Consider the following 18460-nt stretch of genomic DNA (forward strand, 5'->3'; position numbering starts at 1 on the left):
GGGGGATAGGGGCTTATTTATAATTAAAATTGTAGATGAGACGAGTTAATTTAAGAGGAGAGATAATGATGAGCATGGCAATTCCTGTTAAACAAGCATCCTTTGATTTAAACATGGCCATTGAGTATCTGACCCAAAATAACGGCCTGGTTAAAGTAGGCAGTGAAGTTGACATTTATCAGGAGCTGGCCGGAGTGGCCAAATGTTTTGAAGGGCGCCAAACGGTACTCTTTGAACGGGTGAAAGGTCAGGATTATCCCGTGTTTACCGGCCTTTACTGGAACCGTGAGCTATTGGCCGGTTTGTTTGGCTGTGATGGCCGGCGGCTGCCTTTTTTGCTGCGGGACGCGGTGCAAGCATGGCAGCAGTCCCCAATTCATCCGGTGGTGGTTGATCGGGGACCCGCCAATAAAGTGGTTGAGCCGGTTGTAGATTTAACCGGACTTCCGGTGCCGGTGCACGCTTTGCAAGATGGAGGGGCATATTTTACCTGCAGCGTGGTTATCGCCAAAGATCCGGATACCGGTGTGCGTAATGCCTCGGTCAACCGGATCATGGTCACAGGGAAAAACCGGCTGGCTATGCTGATGGATGTGGGTCGCCACCTGCGCCATTACTATGAGCGGGCTGAAAAGGCCGGCAAACCGTTGGAAATAACTATCTCCAACGGAGTGGACCCCACGGTTTATATGGCGGCGGTGGTTCCTGCCGCATCGGCGCCTATTGATAAGGACGAACTGGGGATAGCCAGTCACCTGCTGGGCCGCCCGCTTGAACTGCTGCGGTCACAGATTGTGGCTGTTGAGGGAGTGGCTAACGCTCAGTTTGTCATAGAAGGTGAAATCTTGCCCGGGGTGCGGGAACCGGAAGGGCCTTTTGCCGAGGTTACCGGTTATTATGCAGAGCGGGCGCCCCGCTGGGTGGTCAACGTAAAAGCCGTTACCAGGCGAAAAAAGCCTGTGTTTCATACATTGATGCCCGGCAAAGAGGTTTTTAACTCGGTGGGTATTATGGGCGAGGCCAATATTTTTGACATGGTCTCCCGCCAGGTGCCGGGTGTTCAGGGGGTGCATCTGACCACCGGCGGGTGTGGTTTTTACCATGCGGTGGTGCAAATTGCCAAGCAAAGGGAAGGCATGCAGCGCAATGCCATCCTGGCTACCTTCGCTGCGTTCCCTTCACTGAAACAGGTTACTGTGGTGGACGAAGACGTGAATATTTACGATCCTGACGAAGTGGAATGGGCTATGGCCACCCGCTTTCGCGCCGACAAGGATATCCTGGTTATACCGGATGCTTTCGGGCACGAGCTTAACCCCTGCACTCGGGACGGCCTGACGGCCAAAGCGGGCTTTGACGCTACGACTCCGTATCCCCGCCCGGACGGCTTTACCAGGGTGAGTGTCAAACCGGTAAATATAAAGGATTACCATATCGAATAATCTGTTTGGCAGCCGCCTAACAGCTAAGGCCATATTTCTCTTGAATTACTTTCGGAAAAAGAAAACAGCCGGGCGATCCGCGTGGGATCTCCCGGCTGTTCGTTTCACGACATTTCCGTGCAGATATGTTTATAGGTTTTCAAAGGTTGGCTCTTAACTATCACAATATCTTCTTTGCCTATACCATATCGGGACTTTTGGGTCTCATCCACAAACCCTACCAAATCTGATAATTTTCTCTAGTGCTTCACTTGCATTATCATGGTTGTTTTCATCTAGTACCTCTGGTGTAGCACATATACTAGCATATATACACCTATAAAAAAAACCGGGTTAAAAAACCCGGTTTATATGGAAGGAAGAGGAGGTTGTGTGCTGGTATATGTATGCTGTCATAGGTATGTGGTAATACCTATGATATAATTATACAGCTTTCTTTTATATTGTCAATATTTATTTTTAAATCCGAGTTTGAGTAAAAACCTTATACTGGTTTTGGGAATGCATGATATAAGGCAGGATACAGGCATCTATAGATATTAACCACAGAGCACATCCCCGCAGTGGTAGGCGTGGAAAATGCCACGAAAATGATCAAATACAAGCAAGAGTTCGTTCGGCCACGTGCGTAACCTCCAAAGGATTAAACCCGTAAATAAAACAGATTAAAACTGTTAAATGTGATTGACAATGTGCAAAATAAGCTTGTATAATTTGTTTGTTTAAAGGTGGTAAGACCATATACCCATAACAACATACCTAAGACAACATACATTGATAAAATTCAATTATGAAATTGTATATTTAATGGTCTAATCAATAAATTTGTAAATGAGAGGCGACCTAATGAAAACAGTAATAACTGAATTAAATTGGGCCAAGGGTAATGAAATATTAACTAAGGTGGGTGAAATCATTTATGATCCGGACTTGTGGAAAAAACAGGATTTACCAAAAGTAATTCAAGATGCAGATGTACTTATTGTCCGTAATCAAACTAAAGTTACCCGATTACTTTTACAATCCGCACCGGGTTTAAAAGTGATTGGCCGATTAGGGGTAGGATTGGATAATATCGATCTGCAGGCTGTAAAGGATAGGAATATAGCTTTAGTTTGTGCAAAAAATGCAAATTCCATATCGGTGGCGGAATATGTTTTTGCTGTAATGTTTACTTTTGCAAGGCATCCTGCTGAAGCGACAGTTAGCGTTAAACAAGGGTATTGGGACCGGAAGCGCTATACTGGTGCTGAAATATATGGCAAAACACTGGGCCTTATAGGTATCGGTGAGATTGGTACAAGGATTGCGATAAGGGCTAATGCGTTTGGTATGAATATTATAGGATATGATCCATTTCTGCCTCCTTATGAATTAGCAACTTCTGATTTTGGGGTTAAATTGGCCAGTTTGGAAGAGGTAATCAGTTGTTCAGATTTTATTAGCCTTCATGTTCCTTTAAATAAATCGACCAGGTACTTAATAAATAAACAAGTCTTAAAGTTAGCTAAACCTACCGCAATTATTATAAATTCGGCCAGGGGTGGGGTAATTGACGAGAAGGCTCTTTACGAAGCACTTGTCTCCGGAAAATTGGCAGGTGCCGCCTTGGATGTGCTTGAACGTGAGCCGCCGCTTGATTCGTCTCTGCTTGAGCTGAATAATATTATACTTACGCCTCATATTGCCGGGCTCACGGAAGAGTCTCAAATCAAAACTTCAGTAATGGTGGCCAGAGAGGTAATAAAAGTACTCAACGGCGAGCCGTCAAGTTGCTTGGTTAATATGTGAAGGATTCTATCGGTAGAAACTTAAGGAGAAGTTTAGTTTATGAAATATAATATTGCAGCGATAGATTTAAAAAACTTTTGTTTAAACCTATTAAAGGGAGCAGGTGTTTCCTCAAAAGATGCTGAAATTGTGGCCGGCGTTCTGGTGGATACCAGTCTTGACGGTATTGACACCCATGGAATTAGTCGTCTACCTGTCTACCTTACAAGGTTACAAAGTGGCCGTATAAATCCCCGTCCGAATATAAAGTTCATACGCACAGCTCATTCTGTGTTTTTGCTGGATGGAAATAACGGATTAGGTCAGCTGGTGTCTGTGCGGGCAATGGAAAAAGCTATCGAAACAGCTATGGAAGCTGGCTTTGGAGTGGTGTCGGCCCGGCATAGCAATCATTTTGGTGCCGCCACATATTATTGTAAAATGGCTGCGCATGCCGGTATGATTGGCATCGCTATTACCAATTCTCCCCCTGGCATTCCACCTTGGGGTGGTAGAAAACCATATTTGGGAACCAACCCAATTTCATTTGGTTTTCCTCGCGACGGTCAGCCGGTTATAGTTGACATGTCGTCCAGTAACGTGGCCAGGGGGAATATTATTCTGGCAGCCAAAGAAAACCGTCCTATACCCGAGGGATGGGCTATTGATGCTGATGGTAATCCAACAACGGATGCTCAAAAAGCTTTGAAAGGAGCAGTACTTCCTGTTGGTGGCCCAAAAGGGTACGCTTTGGCTTTGGCTGTGGAAATATTGTCGGGTGTAGTTAGCGGCGCAGCTTATGGTGAGCATGTGGGGTGGATTTACGATGATAGCCAGGAGCCGGTAAATATTGGCCATTTTTTTATGGCCATGAATATTGAGTCTTTTATGCCGAAGGATGAATATCTCAATCGCATGGAACACTTGATAGCTGAAATAAAAGCCGTTCCCAGGGCAAAAGGCTATGATCATATATTACTGCCGGGAGAGCGAAAGAATATAAAAGCCGGTCAAAGATTAAAGGAAGGTATTCCTATTGGTGCTGTTTTATTAAACGAGCTTAACGAGATAGCTGCTTCCCTTGGTATTGAAAAACTTACACTTTAGGTTTATACATAAAAATATTTATAAAGGGATTAAGGAGCAAAGCTATAGATTCAATGAGTTATGGTTTTGCTTATAGATACTGTGAAAATAAGAATCAAAATTAAACCATAATTGTGGTAAATATTACCATGATGTGGTTTATGAGAATGTTATAAAAAAAGGGGGGTACATAATTTTTATGAAAGCTGGTTTAAAAAAGGGGACAAGCCTTAGGTTTAAGCTCATAGTTTTTTTTGTTTTAGTTGCCGTAGTGCCGCTGCTGGCGGGGGGCATATGGACGGGTATTAACGTGAAGAATAAATTAATTAGTAACGTGCACGAAAATAATATGTTGGTGGCCAAGCAACTGGCCAGTCAGGTTGATCAGTTAATTAAGGAAAAAGTCGATATAGCCATTTCATTGGGTAATACGGCCAACGTCAATAAAATGAACCCACAGGAGCTAAAATCCTTAATCACTCCAGTCAAAGAACACTATGAAGATATAGACGTAATTGGAGTAATAAACGGGTACGGAATGCAAATTGTACGATCAGATGATGGAGAACTGTTGGATCTGCATGATCGTTCGTATTTTACCGATATTATGGCCGGAAAAGAGTACTCTATAAGCGATGTTATAGTTTCCCGCTCTAATGAAAAACCTATCGTTGTTGTCAGCGCTCCGATCAAGAAGGATGATGTGATCATTGGAGTATTTCAAATATCCCTATCCCTGGCCGGTTTGGATGATATTCTAAGCGAAGCAAAAATAGGCAAGACCGGCTACTCGTATATAACAGACGTTACTGGTAAAGTAGTAGTACATCCTGACACTCAAATAGCTATCGAACGTACGGATTTTTCAGCCGTGGGTCCCGTTGAGGCCGGGCTGAAAGGCCAAAATGGCAATATGGAATATACAAGCGGAGGAAAAAGCTGGCAATCATGTTATCGCAGCACACCATACCTAAAATGGGTGGTGGTGACACAGGAAACAACGGAGGAGGTTGTAGCTGAAGCCAATAGTATAGTGCAAAATACTTTAATCATCATGGCTATAGGCGCGCTGCTTGCCGCATTACTTGGTATCTTGCTGAGCAACAAGACCATCTATCCTTTAAATTCCTTAAAAGAGGGGCTTCTGGCATTGGCGGAAGGCAATTTGACCAAAAACGTGCAAGTTAAATCGCGGGACGAAATCGGAGAACTGGCTCACGCTTTTAACGAGACTATAGTTGACTTGCGCGGACTCATTACAGGAATCAAAAAGAATTCTGACGAACTATACACGAGCAGTCAGGATCTGGCTTCCTCCAGTGAAGAAGTCAGTGCTACCGTTGAAGAAATGGCCAGCACTGCAAACGAAGTTGCAGTCACATCCACTCACGGAAAAGAGAATGCGGATATTGCCGCAAGGGAATCCGGGCAGGTTCAAAAGGTGGCCGGAGAAGGAAACCGGGCAGTTCGGGATACTATTGAAACAATACATTTAATTGCTGTAGCATCTAAAAATATTTCCGATGTTATTCAAAAACTTGGCAGGCAATCTAAACAAATTGGAGAGATAATTAATACCATTACGAGCATAGCGGATCAAACCAATCTTTTGGCTCTGAATGCTGCCATTGAGGCCGCCCGGGCCGGGGAACACGGACGGGGTTTTGCGGTGGTGGCGGAAGAAGTTCGTCAGCTGGCCGAGCAATCAGCTAGTGCCGCAAGGGAAATAATCGGTCTAGTAGAAGAAATTCAGGCCGGTATGGCAAATGCTATTGATGCAATAAAGCAAGGTGACGGTGAAGTAAAAGAGGGTGTTAAAGTTGCCAATAACGCCGGGCTCTCATTGGAACAGATAATCAAAGCCGTTGAAATGAATACGGAGTTAATTGTAAGTGTTGCCGAGGGGGCCAAACAAGCCGACGAGGGGACGCAGCAGCTTACCTGTGCCAGCGAACAGATAGCGTCTACCATTCAAGAGGTATCCGCCACAGCTCAAAAGCTTGCCAATATGGCTACTGAAATGCAAAACATCGTGATCAAGTTTAAGATTGACGAAAGCGAAAACAAATAACCCGGAAGCAGGTAAAAGGCTGATGAGCTAAAGGGAGCAGCATCCGTCAGGCGCTGCTCCCTTTAGCTCAAGTTATTATTTAACCATGTATTCTTAGCTTATTTAGTGACTTGTTTATGGGTATAGACGCTAAAATTAACAACACACCGAATATAGAAGTACCTATTATGGTTACCAGGTCACCGAAAAAGTGCCAAACTACCAAATATACAGCACATATTACCAGGCTTAGCAACATCAATGGAAAACCAATCTTAAAGAATTGCATAAAGGTTATTGGCATACTTCTTTTTTCTGCCATACCGATAACGACTACATTGGCTGATGCGCCAATGATGGTACCATTTCCGCCCAAACAGGCACCCAGAGACAGCGACCACCAAAATAGGTTTATAGTATTAGGGTCACTTATATTCATCATCTGGCCCATATCATGAATCATGGGTATCATGGTTGCGACAAATGGTATATTATCCACAAAAGCTGATGCAATGCCGGACAACCAAAGTATTAACATTGAGGTTGGAATCATGGTCCCTCCGGTTATGTTCATAGTACTTTGGGCAATGGATGAGATAATTCCTACTTTAACTAACCCGCCCACTAGAACAAACAGGCCGATGAAGAAGAAAATCACCGGCCATTCCACAGCGTGCAGAGCATGTTCGGGATCTTCCCCGGAGATTAACAGCAGCAAACCGGCTCCGGTAAGGGCAATAACTGAGGATTCCATATTCAGGTGCTGATGCAGTACGAAACCCAGCATGGTTAATCCTATAACCAGCAAACACTTGCGTAGTAGGGGTAGGTTTTTAAGCTCGTCTTTTTCCTCAAGCTCCATAATTATTTTCTGACGTTCTTGATCCGCAGAAAGTTGCGATCGGTAAATTAATCTAAGCAGTGTAATGTTCACAACATATACTAAAATAATAACTGGCGTTAGGTTAATGACAAAGTCCATAAAACCTAGGTGAGTAGCGCTGCCGATCATAATATTAGGTGGGTCGCCGATCAAGGTGGCAGTGCCACCGATATTAGATGATAATATTTCTGCTATTAAAATGGGGATGGGGCTAATTCTAAGTTTCTGGGCGATGGCAAAGGTTATGGGAACAATTAGCATCACTGTAGTTACGTTATCCAATAAAGCAGACAACACTGCGGTGACCAGTGACAGCGCAGCCATAATTTTAAGCGGCTGACCTTGGGAAATCTTGGCGGCCTTGATGGCTAAATATTCAAAGATACCTGTTTGTCGGGTGATGCCTACTATTATCATCATGCCCACCAGCAGGCCTATTGTGTTAAAATCAATATGGTGTGTTGCTTCTTCGGGGCTGAGAATTTTAAAAACCACTAAGAAGGAAGCGCCAAATAAAGCAATGACTGTGCGGTGAATTTTTTCGGAAATTATAATGATATAAGTAGTTAAAAACACGCCTGCAGCTAAGTAAAACTGTATATGGTCGGACAAATCACTTCCCCCTTTGTCTACCAAAAAATGTAAAAAATCGGTACATTAACGATGTTTATATGTCGATTTGCAGTTGAAAAATGAATGATTTAGGTAAAAACCGGGAAGTAGCAACGTAGACATGTTTAGCATGTTCTACGTTGCTTTAATAGTTAAGTTGATTCTAAGTTAGTTTTATCAATTGATCCTATGGTTATATAGCTAAATACTGATGTTGATAATGGTTTAATCATATAATGTTAAAAGCAAACTCAAGCATGACTATATGATTGTTTTTATGCTGCAGTATCCAGTGATTTATTTATTTTTTTGTTTCTGGTCAGTAGCTGGAATATAAAAATTGCCCCCGCAATGATAAATCCAATGTAATCGGTGGCGGAACCGGCCAATATAAGCAGTATTGCTCCTACGGCCATAATCAGCCGTTCAACCAGCATCAGCTTGCGCAGCATCCAGTTTTGGAAGAAGCATGCCGCTAAGATCATGCCCAAGGTTACTGAAGCGATGGTGCGGTAGATATCGGACGGTTCGCCAACCAGAAGTATGGCCGGCGCGTAAGCAAATACAAAGGGCATGATATATAATGGTTGCGCGAAAATCATAGATGTTAAACCGGTTTTCATCGGTTCAGCTTTGGCAATGGCTGCGGCGGCAAAAGCTGCCAGGCATACAGGCGGGTTGACGTTGGCGATCTGAGATGCCCAGAAGATGATTAAGTGCGCGGGCAGAAGAGCGACGCCCAATTCCTGCAGCGCCGGTGACGCCAGCACACCGAGAATAATATAGGAAGTAGTGGCCGTAACGCCCATGCCAAGAGCATAGGAGGCAACGGCAACAAACACGATGGCCAGGGGCAAGAATCCTCCGGAAAGGGATAGCATAATATCCGAAAACTTAAGTCCCAAACCAGTTAGGTATACGACGCCAATGATAACACCGATGGCACCCACGGTGGCGCCTACGGTCAAAGACGTTATAGCCGACTTTGCCAGGGCATTGAAAATATCCTTGGGGTACATGCGCGTTTCCTTGTTGAACCAGCTGCATATAATGGTCAATACCACAGCGATTACTGCAGCCATGGGGGGGGAATACCCGGCAATAAGCATGTAAATGATGACTATAACCGGAATGATAAAGTACCAGCCGGACTTAAAAACTTCCATTGGATTGGGCAACTCGCTTTTGTTAAGACCCTTCAAACCCAGGTTGTGGGCTTGGAAATCAACCATTAAATACAGATACAAATAATAAAGGATAGCCGGAATAATGGATACTTTGACGATATCCCAGTAAGGGATTCCGGTGAATTCCGCCATGATGAATGCGCCTGCACCCATAATTGGCGGCATCAGCATCCCGCCCGTGGATGCCACGGTTTCGATGGCACCGGCCATGTGAGGTTTATAACCTACGCGTTTCATCAGGGGGATGGTGAAAGTGCCTGTAGTAACCACGTTGGCGGTTGCGCTGCCGTTAATGCTGCCCATGAAACCGCTGGCCAGAACGGCCACCTTGGCTGGACCGCCGCGGGCTCTTCCGAGTAAGGAATATGGGAAGTCGATAAAAAATCTTCCAGCTCCGGAATACTCCAAAAAAGTTCCAAATGTAATAAACAGGAAAACAAATGATGCGAAAATTGATGCCACTGAGCCATAAATACCGTAAAGAGAGGCGTACATGAAACTGGCTATTCTGGTAATACTGAATCCTTTGTGAGACAGCATGCCTGGCAATAAGTTTCCGAAATAAGCGTATAATAAAAATCCAAGGGCTATAAAGAATAATATGTTGCCTGTTACACGTCTGACGGTTTCAAGCGCCAGTAATATCGCGATGATGGCCATGATCAAATCTGGCGTGGTGACAAACCCGATGCGATATGCCATCTGAGGATACATAAAAATGAAATAACATGTAGTAACCAGGGTCAGAATACCCAGAAGAGCATCCAATATCGTAATTTTGTCATTAGGTGATTTCTTTGAGGCAGGGTAAATAAGTAAACATAAAAAGATGGTTATACCTACGTACACACCTCTATTGGCCTCCGGCGAAACAACTCCGAATGCGCCTTGATATAGAAAAAAAAGGGTGAAAATGGCGGCGATAAAGGCAATAAATTGACCAAAAAAACCAGTGAAATTTCTTTTGGAAGAAGCCCCTTCATATTGTTCAATCATTTTTTCCATATCCTGCTCTGTTTGTGGTGGGCCTTGGGTTGCTACAAAATCTTTGTTCATAAATTTACACCTCCTAATTTGCCAAGAATATATTGACATCAAGGGTGATGACATAACTGGCACCATTAAAGATGCCAGTTATGTAGTTATACGGTATTAAAAATACAGTAGCTTAACCTTCAATCAGTTCTTGTGGAATTTCCAGACCTTTTTCTTCAAAAAACTTGATTGCTCCGGGATGTAGTGGTACTCCCATCTCTTCCATGCCTTGCAAAGCATTTTCCAGCGTCATGTCTTCTGCTGCCTTGTTGGTTTGTTTCAGTCGTTCTTGTCCTTTGTCGGAATAAATAGCCGTTAAAAGGTCATACACGACTTGATCGGAAATATCTTTTCTTACGACCAGATAAACCGGGTTGTTATACATACTAACATCTTGATCTTGACCTGAATAAGATCCCTTAGGTATGACTGTTTTAGTATAAAAGGGGTATTTCTGGGAGAAGTTTGCTTGAGCACCTTCAATGGTTGGATCTAGTAATTTAATATCCGTTACTGCTGCGATATCCATCAGCGATGCCATTGGCACCCGTGAAAAATATCCGAACACATCTATTTTTTTATCTTTGAATGATGTTGCCTGATCGTCGGGGGGCAAATACATTGGTTGGACCTTGTCCCACATGCCGATAGCCCTAAAGTAAGTTTCACCAAATATAGCTGATCCGGACCCTTGCGGACCAATACCGACTTTTTTGCCTTTCAGATCTGCAAAGCTGTTGATATTACTTCCTTTATGAACCGCCCAGTGGAAAATGGCGTTCCAGCCAAAGTTTACAACTCTAAAACTCTTTAATTCTTGCCCCTTAAAGAATTCTTCACCGTTCCAGGCCCAGTATATTTCAGAAGCGTTGGCCCAGGCCAGCTCAGTTTCACCGGCTTCAATAAGCCGCAGATTCTCGGCGGAACCGCCGCTGGTTTCCACGGCTATTTCATAATTTGTAGCATCTTGGACGACACTGGAAACGCCGCCTCCCATAGGGTAGTAAGTGCCCCCCGTTCCCGCCGTTGCCAAACTGAAGCTGGTTTGACCGGCCTTGTTTTGTTCTTCTCCGCCTTCGCCGCCACTTCCGCCGCAGCCGGCTACAAGAAGGCCGAGCGCAAGCAGGGAAACAATAAGCAGAAAAATCTTAGCAGTAAATTTCATTTTACTCCTCCTTTGTATAAATGGTTAACTAGGTTGTTTAAGTAGTAATTTTTTTAGTTCACCTCCCGTATTTAATAAAATAACTAACTTCAAAACTTTAATAAGCAGTGTTTGGGTTATCGTAGATAAAAACTATTAAAATAGTATTGAGTACTTTTTCACAAGTAACATTGGTCATACCTCCAACCTTAGACAGCGATTTTACAGAATTATAACAGTTTATCTTTTTAAAGGCAATTACTAGTTAATAAATTTATCAAATATTAATAATGGTTTAACAATAGTTCTTAATAATTAAAAAAAGCCCGCTCAGGAAAATAAAAATGTTTACAATAAAAATAAATTGATGATCGGTGAGCTTATTAATTAACTTACTACCAAACCAACTGCCTAAAAATAAAGCCGGAGTTAATAGCAAGCCAACAATAAGGATTTCTGAATTTAGTATCCCCAATTTTGCAAAAAGCGCCATCTTTAAAATATCACCGGCAAATAAGAACAAAATCAGCGTGGCAACAAAGGCCTGCTTGGCCAAACCCAGGGTAACCAGATAAATGGAGATAACTATTCCGCCGGAGTGGGCAACTGCTGATGCAGCGCCTGCCAAAACGCTGATCAATGCGCCGTGGGCAGGTTTCATATTAAGATTGGTGAAATATTCAGACTTTTGTTGGCGCACGATTTGTAAAGATGAGAAAACCATAGCAACTATGCCAATAGTAACCTGGGTTATACTCAGTGAAGCCCAAGCCAGGTAATAACTTCCAATAAACACTCCGATTACCCCACCGGGAATGAGTATTTTAATATGACTCACATCCCATTTTTTCCAGTGCAGTCCGATGGTTGAAAGGTCAGAAAACAGCATCATTGGTGCCATCAACGCGACGGCAGTTTTGGGGTCCATGTTTATGGACAGGAGAGGAGTTAGAAAAACCCCTGCGCCAACACCAAAAGTTGTCTTAATTAACCCGGCTAAAAATGCAGCGGCGGCGGAAAAAAAAGTAATCATATGCGCCTCCTGAATCTAGATCTAATGTTATACCCCTATTTTCATACCACTGATGTCATACCAATTTATTAATAATATAGCATCTTTTATCCAATAGCGCAATAAGCTTATTATTTTTATGGGAAGCGGGCGCTTATCATGCAATATAAGTCATTTCTAAAATAACCATGAAGGGTTTTAATTGTTTGATTATTATTTTTTTTTAATAGACATGCTAGGTGTTGAAAAATGAGGATCTTTGCTCGATTAAAGTCTGATACTGGCAGTGGGCTATTAAAGACAAATGTTAAAAAATATATTTATTGTTTGTTGACACCTTTATTGGGCTGTGATAAATTATCTGCAAATAATTTGAGAAACATTCTCAAATAATGAGAAATCTATTTAATAGCTTAAAATTAAGTAATTTTCCAATTGGTCATGTAACTAAATAATACGAATGGGGTTAAAGAGTATGTCAGGAGTTGTTGAAAGATTGGTAATTATCTTAAAATCACTGGTTCCGGAAGGTAACAAAAAGGAATGGGGTGCTTCCGAAATAGCTCGCCGGTCCGGGCTTCCCGTTGGCACAGTACATAGAATCCTGCTTGATTTAAAAAAGTACGGCATGGTTATACAAAATGATAACAATAAAAAGTTTCGTTTGGGGTTATTGATTATGGAACTTGGTTTGATCGCCAGATCTAATATGTCAATTATGGAGTCTGCCAGACCGATTCTGAAGCAATTGATGGAAAAAAGCATGGAAACTACCCATTTGACTGTCAGGGATGGTTATGAAGGGGTATTGATTGACAAAATCGACACGGTACACGAGCTCAGATTTGTTCAAGCAATAGGAAAGAGAACGCTTTTAACCCAGGGTGCTTTGAAAAAGGCTATGTTAGCCTACTTGCCTGAAGATGAAATAAGCTGCGTACTTGACCAAATTGAGCAAATATTAGGAGCTATGGGAAAAAGTATAAATAGAAAAAGCATTATTGCTGAATTGAGTCAGATTCGGGAAAACGGTTACGCGTTCAGCTTTGGTGAAGTAAATCCAGGAACCGTAGCAATTGGCTCCCCGGTGTTTGACTATAAGGGAAGAGTCGTAGCATCAATTGGAATTATGGGTCCGGAAAACCGTTTTTCCCAAGACGAAATACCTTTTAAGATAAAAATTGTTAAAAAAGCGGCCGTAGATTTGGTTAGGAGCATTGGAGGCTACATTAGGTCTCAGGAATCTTGAACCAATAAGTTTTCCAGTAAACCATATAAAAAACAACTAGTAAAGAGGTGAGAGGATTGGATACTTTATGACAAAACGCAAAGGTTGTGGTTATTGATTGCATAAGGGTATAAGAAAAAGTAGATTGTGAATTAAGGTGCAATATCGCAATAAATATGACAACAAGGAGGTTTAGTATGAGACAAGAGGTGAACAACGAAAATGTTAAAATTTTGCAAGGTAATGAAGCCATCGTCGAGGCTGCCATAGCTGCCGGCTGCAGGTTTTTTGCAGGTTATCCGATAACTCCGGCTTCGGAGGTGGCGGAAACAATGGCCCAGCGCCTGCCCCAGGTCGACGGTGTGTTCATGCAAATGGAAGATGAGATTGCCAGTATCTGTGCCACCATTGGCGCCTCTTTCGGCGGCCTGAAAGCGTGTACGGCGTCCTCCGGTCCAGGCATCAGCTTGAAACAGGAAGGTGTTGGCTATGCTTCGGCGGTGGAAGCGCCAATAGTGGTGATCAACGTTATGCGGGGCGGACCTGCCACCGGGATGCCCACTGCGGCGGGGCAGCAGGATATTATGCAGGCCAAATACGGTTCGCACGGTGATTATGAAATTATCTCCCTAATGCCTTCCTCGAGCCAAGAGGCTTTTGATTTGACGTATAAGGCGTTTGAACTATCCGAACACTACCGGGTGCCGGTTTATGTGTTATCCGACGAAATCGTGGGCCACACCCGCGAGAAAGTGCGGATTCCGGCCAACCTGGCCCCGGTGGAGCGGAAAAAGCCGGCCAAAGATGGCTTTCAACCTTACGAAGCTCAAGCAAATGGACTGCTGGACGGTATGCCCGGTTTCAATGAAGGTTATAGACTGCTGATTGACGGTCAATTACATGACGAGCAAGGTAACCGCGCGGCCCACCTGCCTGATGTATGTGCACGGCTTACTGAACGGTTGTGCCGGAAAATAACCGATCACGCCAACCAACTCGTTGATATAGAATCAAGCTATCTCGAAGATGCGGAAATAATCGTAGTCAGCTTCGGGAGTCCATCAAGGCCCTCGCTGCGAGCGGTTAAGGATGCCCGCGCTCGGGGAATCAAAGCGGGTTACCTGAAACTGCGCATTATTTGGCCGTTTCCGGAATCAAAACTGGTTGAACTAACCACTGGCGCGCACACCCTAATTGTGCCCGAATTAAACATCGGCCGCGTAGTAAACGAAGTTAAACGTGCAGTTGGCGGACGGAAGGAAGTGATCAGCCTGTCTAAACTGGGTGGGATACTGCATACTCCCGGTGATATTCAGGTTGAAATCGAGAGGAGGGTCCGGTCATGCACCTGTTAGGAGAAAAATATCTGAGGAAAAAGGCACTTCCGTTATTATGGTGCCCCGGTTGCGGCAACGGCACCATCTTAAACGCTACGGTCAGAGCCATCGACAACTCCGGCATCCGCGAACGGCTGGCGCTGGTAGGCGGCATTGGCTGTTCGGGTTGGATACCGGTGTATATTGACGCGGACGTACTGCACGTACTCCATGGTCGCGCGATCCCTTTTGCCACCGGCCTGAAAATGAGCGACCCTGACCGTAAAGTTATCGTATTCAGCGGTGACGGCGACTGCCTGGGCATCGGCGGTAACCACTTTATCCACGGGGCCAGGCGCAACATTGATCTAACTGTGATCATGGTTCATAACCAAATCTACGGCATGACCGGTGGACAGGTGGCGCCCACCACACCCACGGCCTACAAGACCAAAACGTCGCCGTACGGCAACCCGGAAATGCCCTTTGACGCCTGCGAACTGGCCTGGGCCTCCGGCGCTACCTATATCGCCCGCTGGACCACGGCACACCCGCGTCAGCTCAGCAAAGCCATAACTGAAGCTATAGACCACCGGGGGTTCTCCTTTGTGGAAGTGCTAACCCAGTGCCCCACCCAGGCCGGGCGAGTAATCCACGGCACGGCAGATCCCGCCAAACTGCTGGATATGATCAAGGCGAGCACCATCAGCGTAAGCGCGGCCACGGAGAAGAGTGCGGAAGAGCTGGCGGGAAAATTTCTGATCGGCACCCTGCACCACGACACGCAGCGTCCGGAATTTGCCGGCTACTATTACGAAAAAATCCATCGAGCGGCAGCTGCCAACTAAACGAGGACGGTGAAGAAATGATAATTATAGACGAGCTGTATTGCAAGGGCTGTTATCTTTGCTCTCATTGCTGTCCGAAGAAAATCATTAAGCCATCCGGAAAAAGGAACGGCAAAGGCTATATCATTCCGTGCGTAACCGAACCTGGAGAGTGCACCAAATGCAAAACCTGTGAACTTATTTGTCCGGAATTGGCCTTGACAGTCGGGGAGGGAACAAATTGAGAACTGAAATAAAGCTGGCGGGTTTTGGCGGTCAGGGTGTAATCCTGATGGGAGTACTGCTGGCCCAGGCCGCAGGCTACCACGAGAACAAAGAGGTTGCCCAGACCCAGAGTTACGGCCCCGAAGCCCGGGGCGGCGCTTGCCGGGCCGAGGTGGTTATTTCCGATGAACCAATCGACTACACTAAAACGCTAAACCCCGATATTTTTGTAGCCATGTCTCAGCCTGCTTTTGATAAATACATTAAAGAAATTAATATCAATACTGCGGACATTTTCATCGACGATACCCTGGTAACTGAAGTTCCGGAGGGAATTAAGAAATTGCATCGGGTATCCGCCACCAAACTGGCCGAGGAAAAAGTAGGCAACAAGATGGTCGCCAACACAGTTATGCTTACTGCGTTGGTTAACGCCACTAAAATGGTGTCCTTGGAAGCAATGAAAAGCACTATTGCCGAGAATCTCCCGGCCAAGATCCGGGCGGTGAACATGAAGGCCGTCGATATGGCTCTGGAATACTGTGGGCAGCAAGGTGATAAACAATGAAACTTTATGAGTTTGAAGGCAAACAAATTTTCAGTCAGGCTGGCATTCCCGTTCCCAGCGGCGCGGCCGTGCGCACTCCGGAGGCGGCTGTTGAAACGGCCCGGAAAATAGGATTTCCCGTAGTGGTTAAGAGCCAGGTGCTGCGCGGTGGGCGCGGTAAAGCGGGCGGTATCAAATTCGTCGCGGATGAACGGGAACTGGTGCGAGCTTTTGCGGATCTACAATCCCTGAAACTATCCGGGGAGCTTGTAGAAATAATTCTAATCGAAGAAAAGCTGGATGTAGCGCGGGAGTTTTACCTGGGAATCACCCTGGACCCCCGGGAATCACTGCCGCTGTTGATGGTCTCCGCTCAGGGCGGTATGGATATCGAACAAGTTGCCCGGGACTATCCCCAGCGACTGTTTAAAACACACCTCGACCCGTTGGCTGCGTATCGGTTGCACCAGGCGCTGGACCTGTTGCTTAAAACCGGGCTGCAAGGGCGGCAATTGGTTCAAGCGGCAAAAATATTGCATAACCTGGTGCGCTGTTATTTTGAACATAATGCCTTAACTGCGGAAATCAACCCACTGGTCATTGATGCATCCGGCAATGTAGTGGCTGCCGATTCCAAGATTGAAATCGACGACTCGGCTCTTTTCAAGATCAAGGCTGTGCAGGGTTTTGAACGCAAGACCGATATTTCAGACCCGCTGGAAGCGGAAGCCAAGTCACTGGGTATTTCCTATGTGGGTATGGATAAAGGCAATATTGGACTTATTGCCGGCGGTGCCGGTTTGGGCATGGCATCCATGGATATGATCTGGGCCCATGGTGGTGCACCGGCTAACTTTTTAGATCTTGGTGGGGACGCCACCATGGAGAAAACGGCAAATGCCCTGAGGGTAGTGCTCAAAACATCCGGTGTCAAGGGTGTTTTCATCAACTTGTTTGGCGGTATCAACAACTGTGAACAAATGGCCCGGGGGGTTGTTCGGGTCATTAACGAACTCCAGCCCACCCAGGCTATCGTGGTCAAGATGAGAGGTCACTCCCAGGATGAAGGTTGGGCCATTTTAGAAAGCGAGAACATACCTATAATCAAGTTTGGCACAACCGAGGAGGCGGTAATCCTGCTGCTGGAACAAATGAACAAAAAGAGGGTGACTGACCATGGCTATATTAGTTAATCCGGATATCCGCGTCATCATCCAGGGAATAACCGGCAAGCAAGGCACCTACCACACGTTGAAGATGTTGGAGTATCATGTCCACGTTGTCGGTGGAGTCACTCCCGGCAAGGGTGGTCAAAAAGTGCACGGCGTCACCGTTTACGATACCGTGGCCGCGGCTCAAAAAGAACACCAGGTTGATGCTTCCATGATCATGGTGCCTCCTGCCGGTGTGTTAAGCGCGGCCATCGAAGCCATTGACCATAAAATACCACTGATTGTTATTATTACCGAATTCGTTCCCGTTCACGACAGCCTGGTGATCAGAAATATGGCCCGTAAAGCGGGGGTGCGCGTAATCGGCCCCAATACCATTGGCGTTATCAGCCCCGGCAAAGGCAAGGTAGGGATCATGCCCGGCTACATTTACAGCGAGGGCAGCGTGGGCATCATTTCCCGCAGCGGCACTTTGACCCATGAGGTTTCCTCAAACCTTACCTATAAAGGGATCGGCCAGTCCACCTGCGTGTGTATCGGCGGTGACCCCGTCAAAGGAACCGATTTTGTCGACGTTCTGCGCCTGTTCCGGGATGACGGCCAGACCGAAACCGTCGTTATGATCGGCGAGATCGGCGGTGCCGGTGAGGAATTGGCTGCCAAATACGTAACCGAAAACGGCTATCCCAAAAAAATCGTAGCCTTTATCGCCGGCCGGACGGCGCCTGCCGGCAAAAAGATGGGACATGCCGGGGCTATTGTCGCGGAAGGCTTCGGTACCGCGGAGTCCAAAATAAAGAGTTTGGCTGAAGCCGGGATTGTCGTGGTCAGGACGCTGGACGAGCTATTGCAGGCGGTCAAGTAAAGCCTTGCCGGTAATAGTTGTTCCAAGCAGGCTGTAAAGGGGGTGGAAAAAAGCGGTAT

General features: G+C 45.4%; 14 protein-coding genes. 10 read left to right on the top strand and 4 right to left on the bottom strand.

The features are described 5' to 3' along the window. The first annotated feature begins 65 nt into the window (after positions 1–65). From BM056_RS22200 to BM056_RS22215, 4 genes are all read left to right on the top strand, one after another. On the top strand, positions 66–1442 hold the full coding sequence (locus BM056_RS22200) for a UbiD family decarboxylase (RefSeq protein WP_165613668.1): 1377 nt from the start codon (positions 66–68) through the stop codon (positions 1440–1442). A gap of 846 nt (positions 1443–2288) precedes the next feature. Then, on the top strand, positions 2289–3233 hold the full coding sequence (locus BM056_RS22205; RefSeq protein WP_092474612.1) for a hydroxyacid dehydrogenase: 945 nt from the start codon (positions 2289–2291) through the stop codon (positions 3231–3233). Positions 3234–3272: 39 nt separating this feature from the next. Next, positions 3273–4319 carry an Ldh family oxidoreductase gene (locus BM056_RS22210; RefSeq protein WP_092474613.1) on the top strand — a complete coding sequence of 349 codons (1047 nt, stop codon included), beginning with the start codon at positions 3273–3275 and terminating at the stop codon, positions 4317–4319. A 178-nt stretch (positions 4320–4497) separates the two neighbouring features. Next, positions 4498–6369 (top strand): methyl-accepting chemotaxis protein, encoded by a 1872-nt coding sequence (locus BM056_RS22215; protein ID WP_092474615.1) that lies wholly within the window; start codon positions 4498–4500, stop codon positions 6367–6369. Between the two features lie 79 nt (positions 6370–6448). On the opposite strand, the gene BM056_RS22220 is transcribed toward BM056_RS22215, so the two are convergent. From BM056_RS22220 to BM056_RS22235, 4 genes are all read right to left on the bottom strand, one after another. Next, complete coding sequence (locus BM056_RS22220; RefSeq protein ID WP_092474617.1) at positions 6449–7843, bottom strand: ArsB/NhaD family transporter; 1395 nt, start codon at positions 7841–7843, stop codon at positions 6449–6451. A 275-nt stretch (positions 7844–8118) separates the two neighbouring features. Beyond that, positions 8119–10086, bottom strand: coding sequence for a TRAP transporter permease (locus BM056_RS22225; protein WP_092474619.1), 1968 nt, complete (start codon positions 10084–10086; stop codon positions 8119–8121). Positions 10087–10198: 112 nt separating this feature from the next. After that, the gene (locus BM056_RS22230; RefSeq protein ID WP_092474621.1) at positions 10199–11230 is read right to left on the bottom strand and encodes a TAXI family TRAP transporter solute-binding subunit; all 1032 of its coding nucleotides are present in this window, start codon (positions 11228–11230) and stop codon (positions 10199–10201) included. Between the two features lie 274 nt (positions 11231–11504). Beyond that, complete coding sequence (locus BM056_RS22235; protein ID WP_092474623.1) at positions 11505–12242, bottom strand: sulfite exporter TauE/SafE family protein; 738 nt, start codon at positions 12240–12242, stop codon at positions 11505–11507. Positions 12243–12696: 454 nt separating this feature from the next. On the opposite strand from BM056_RS22235, the gene BM056_RS22240 reads away from it, so the two are divergent. The 6 genes from BM056_RS22240 to sucD all read left to right on the top strand — a co-directional run bounded on the left by BM056_RS22240 (position 12697) and on the right by sucD (position 18401). Further along, a complete protein-coding gene (locus tag BM056_RS22240; protein ID WP_165613669.1) occupies positions 12697–13470 on the top strand; it encodes an IclR family transcriptional regulator in 774 nt (257 codons plus the stop codon). Positions 13471–13646: 176 nt separating this feature from the next. Next, a complete protein-coding gene (locus BM056_RS22245; RefSeq protein ID WP_092474630.1) occupies positions 13647–14804 on the top strand; it encodes a 2-oxoacid:acceptor oxidoreductase subunit alpha in 1158 nt (385 codons plus the stop codon). Beyond that, positions 14792–15613: a thiamine pyrophosphate-dependent enzyme gene (locus BM056_RS22250; protein ID WP_092474633.1), complete on the top strand. Its 822-nt coding sequence runs from the start codon at positions 14792–14794 to the stop codon at positions 15611–15613. The genes BM056_RS22245 and BM056_RS22250 overlap by 13 nt, the downstream gene beginning before the upstream one ends. A 220-nt stretch (positions 15614–15833) precedes the next feature. Continuing rightward, positions 15834–16385 (top strand): 2-oxoacid:acceptor oxidoreductase family protein, encoded by a 552-nt coding sequence (locus tag BM056_RS22260; protein ID WP_092474639.1) that lies wholly within the window; start codon positions 15834–15836, stop codon positions 16383–16385. Next, positions 16382–17557, top strand: a complete 1176-nt coding sequence (sucC, locus tag BM056_RS22265; RefSeq protein ID WP_092474642.1) for an ADP-forming succinate--CoA ligase subunit beta — start codon at positions 16382–16384, stop codon at positions 17555–17557. The genes BM056_RS22260 and sucC overlap by 4 nt, the downstream gene beginning before the upstream one ends. Beyond that, positions 17541–18401 (top strand): succinate--CoA ligase subunit alpha, encoded by an 861-nt coding sequence (gene sucD, locus BM056_RS22270; RefSeq protein ID WP_092474645.1) that lies wholly within the window; start codon positions 17541–17543, stop codon positions 18399–18401. The genes sucC and sucD overlap by 17 nt, the downstream gene beginning before the upstream one ends. Positions 18402–18460: the final 59 nt, after the last annotated feature.

It is taken from the genome of Desulfotruncus arcticus DSM 17038, assembly GCF_900113335.1.
Lineage (GTDB): Bacteria > Bacillota > Desulfotomaculia > Desulfotomaculales > Desulfallaceae > Desulfotruncus > Desulfotruncus arcticus.